The organism is Vibrio sp. D417a, assembly GCF_030248595.1.
GTDB classification, from domain to species: Bacteria; Pseudomonadota; Gammaproteobacteria; order Enterobacterales; family Vibrionaceae; genus Vibrio; species Vibrio alginolyticus.
Genome location: NZ_JAHGAM010000014.1, coordinates 1 through 2,477, shown reverse-complemented (window position 1 = coordinate 2,477; position 2,477 = coordinate 1). Strand labels below are relative to the sequence as shown.

4 protein-coding genes are annotated in these 2,477 nt (G+C 39.5%); all 4 read left to right on the top strand.

The features are described from left to right. Window positions 1-33: 33 nt before the first annotated feature. The 4 genes from KI742_RS13785 to KI742_RS13760 all read left to right on the top strand — a co-directional run bounded on the left by KI742_RS13785 (window position 34) and on the right by KI742_RS13760 (window position 2,435). Window positions 34-432 (top strand): DUF6232 family protein, encoded by a 399-nt coding sequence (locus KI742_RS13785; RefSeq protein ID WP_025519062.1) that lies wholly within the window; start codon window positions 34-36, stop codon window positions 430-432. A gap of 158 nt (window positions 433-590) precedes the next feature. Then, window positions 591-944 (top strand): DUF6404 family protein, encoded by a 354-nt coding sequence (locus KI742_RS13775; protein WP_025502460.1) that lies wholly within the window; start codon window positions 591-593, stop codon window positions 942-944. A gap of 176 nt (window positions 945-1,120) precedes the next feature. Then, complete coding sequence (locus KI742_RS13765) at window positions 1,121-1,732, top strand: DarT ssDNA thymidine ADP-ribosyltransferase family protein (protein ID WP_140364918.1); 612 nt, start codon at window positions 1,121-1,123, stop codon at window positions 1,730-1,732. Between the two features lie 7 nt (window positions 1,733-1,739). After that, complete coding sequence (locus tag KI742_RS13760) at window positions 1,740-2,435, top strand: hypothetical protein (RefSeq protein WP_001900183.1); 696 nt, start codon at window positions 1,740-1,742, stop codon at window positions 2,433-2,435. Window positions 2,436-2,477 lie beyond the last annotated feature (42 nt).

The window sequence follows — 2,477 nt, the reverse complement described above, 5'->3', positions numbered from 1 at the left end:
CTTAACAGGGCGTTATACGAATAGAGGGAAATTATGTACAAAAATACTGATTTTAACTTGGATTCAAAAGAGTTCAGGTTTAAGAAAGACTCATATCCTTTGTCTAAGATAAACAATGTTAGGGTTAAAAAGTTAAGTTTTCTTGATAATTTAGGTCAAGTTTTATTCTGGGTGTGTGTTTTTTCAGGGGCAGTTTGGTTAGTTATTCCAAGGTTGGAAGAGGTGCCACAATGGCTACTAGTTTTAGTTCTTAGTCTGACGGTTGTAGGTTTGGTTTTTGCTCTTTTTCGTTGTTCTAAATATGCACTTCAAGTCGAGTTTCGCCACATAGATGAAACGGGCGTTCAATGGGTTAATGTCGCTAAGTCATACTCAAAGTCAGATTGTGAGTTATTTGAACAGCAAGTGTTGGCACTGAAAAAATTCGTATAACAAATTGTTCAAGAGTGATTCGGCACGCGTGGCATTTTTACTATGCGTTGGCTTTAGTGGTTAAGGTGTTATGCGGAACCTTCGGTATTGCGTGCCTCACACCTTAACAAGGCGTTAGGTTTCTCAGCGGGAAACATCGAATTCGAGGATTTTGGGTCATGGATTATGAAACGAAGCTACAACTTGCGCACAAAGAGTTAAGTGACAAAGGTGTTTGGAAGTCGAACTACAATCCTCCACTTGTAAGGTTGTTACGTAAACTTGGACTGTGTTTTCCGCCGCCTTATTATCAGAGCTTTTTTGCAAACGTTATGCTTTGTGTGGCTTTTTTTGCCCCGGTTTGGGGAATCTTCCAATGGTTTCTTGTGTGGGACGATATAGGCAAACCAGTTTTAGAAGCAGTTTATATCTCGTTACTTACTGGCGCATTGTTTGGTTTAGTTATGGCAACCTTCTACTACATTAGGCGCAAGCAATTAAATCTAACAGATTGGGGTTCATTGGGAGAATAAGCCCAAAACCTAACAAACTGTTCAAGAGGGATTCGCAACGCGTGGCATTTTCACTATGCGTTGGTTTTAGTGTTTAAGGTGGTATGCGGCGGCTTTGGTATTGCGTTGCTCACCCCTTAACAGGGCGTTAGGCCACAATATCGAGATATCGTAAAAAAATAAAAACGGAGTTGGTTATGGAAAATGCAGTAAAACAAAAAAAGATCGAATATCTATGGCACTTTACAAAGTTAGAAAATGTTAGCTCTATCTTTCAGAGCGGGATTGTTCCGAGAGCGACCTTAGAGGCAAATCAATCAAATGTAGCTTACAATGATCAACATCGGCTAGACGGTTTTAAAACTGCTAGTTGTTTGTCAATTGGCCATCCTAATTACAAGATGTTTTATAGTCTAAGGCAGCAAGACCCCTCCGTAGAGTGGGTTGTCTTTGGTGTTAAAGCTGAAGTTTTATGGACTAAAGACTGCGCGTTTTGTACCACCAATGCAGCAAATTCATCAGTTACATCTGTTCCTATTGAACAGAGAAAGGGAGTTCAGGCGTTTGAGTCCCTATTTTTGCCAGTAGCAGGAAAACCATCACGTCAAGAGTTACAATTGCCAGATGATTGCCCAACAGATCCACAGGCAGAAGTTTTAGTGTTCGATACTATACTTCCAAGTGATATTGTCGGTGTTATTGTGCCAACTAAGGCAAAAGAGTTGGAGTTGAAACCTCTGTATCCTGCACATCAGGTTGTGTACCATAGAGCTCATTATTCAGCACGGCTAGACTATCAGCATTGGTAATACAAGTATGGCAATTAGACCCGTTTTTGTCCCGAAAACAGATGGCAGCATTGGAGTTATTGAAAAAGCCATAGATTTTAAATGGCATCCAGGAATGGCTAAAAGTCAGAAACAAAAATCAGTTTCTGAACTTCATAGTTCGGCTAAGTTACTGGGAATAAATAACATTCTAGAGATTTCGAGTAAATCTTTAGACGAACTCGGCATATTGCTAAGTGCTTTCAATCTTTCTTTCGTGACTAAGAAGCATAATCACAAGATCACAGTTGAATCGGCTTTTCAAGGCAGTAAGATTTTTAAAAGAGGTGGGCCTTACAAAGATTTGTATCTAGCGGACTCCAGAACTTCAAAAAAAGACATTCGTATAAAAGACTCAGGGCAGCTGGTTGGCTTTAAGTTTTTTAATACGGAGTTTCCATTAATCCCTCGAACCTATTTTTATGATTGGTTGTATATAAAGGCTTTGGTTAGCAACCCACAATTAGTTGATCAGCTTTATAAATTCGATGGGTTTAGTGATATTGAATTCAATCCTAAAAAATCTATAAATTGCCAAGCGCATGCAGCTGCTCTTTACGTTAGTCTAAATAGCGCAGGTGTATTGGAGGAGGCACTATCTAGTCCTGATTTGTTTTTAAGAGTTACCAAGCAGCACTACGATAATCAAAAGAGAGTTATCCAGGTTCAAGACTCACTGATCTAATGTGGCCTAACAATCTGTTTAAGAGTGATTCGCAACGCTTGG

Excerpts from the sequence above, each read along its gene's own strand:
- KI742_RS13785 (WP_025519062.1), top strand. The coding sequence starts at position 34 with ATGTACAAAAATACTGATTTTAACTTGGATTCAAAAGAGTTCAGGTTT.
- KI742_RS13775 (WP_025502460.1), top strand. The coding sequence starts at position 591 with ATGGATTATGAAACGAAGCTACAACTTGCGCACAAAGAGTTAAGTGAC.
- KI742_RS13765 (WP_140364918.1), top strand. The coding sequence starts at position 1,121 with ATGGAAAATGCAGTAAAACAAAAAAAGATCGAATATCTATGGCACTTT.
- KI742_RS13760 (WP_001900183.1), top strand. The coding sequence starts at position 1,740 with ATGGCAATTAGACCCGTTTTTGTCCCGAAAACAGATGGCAGCATTGGA.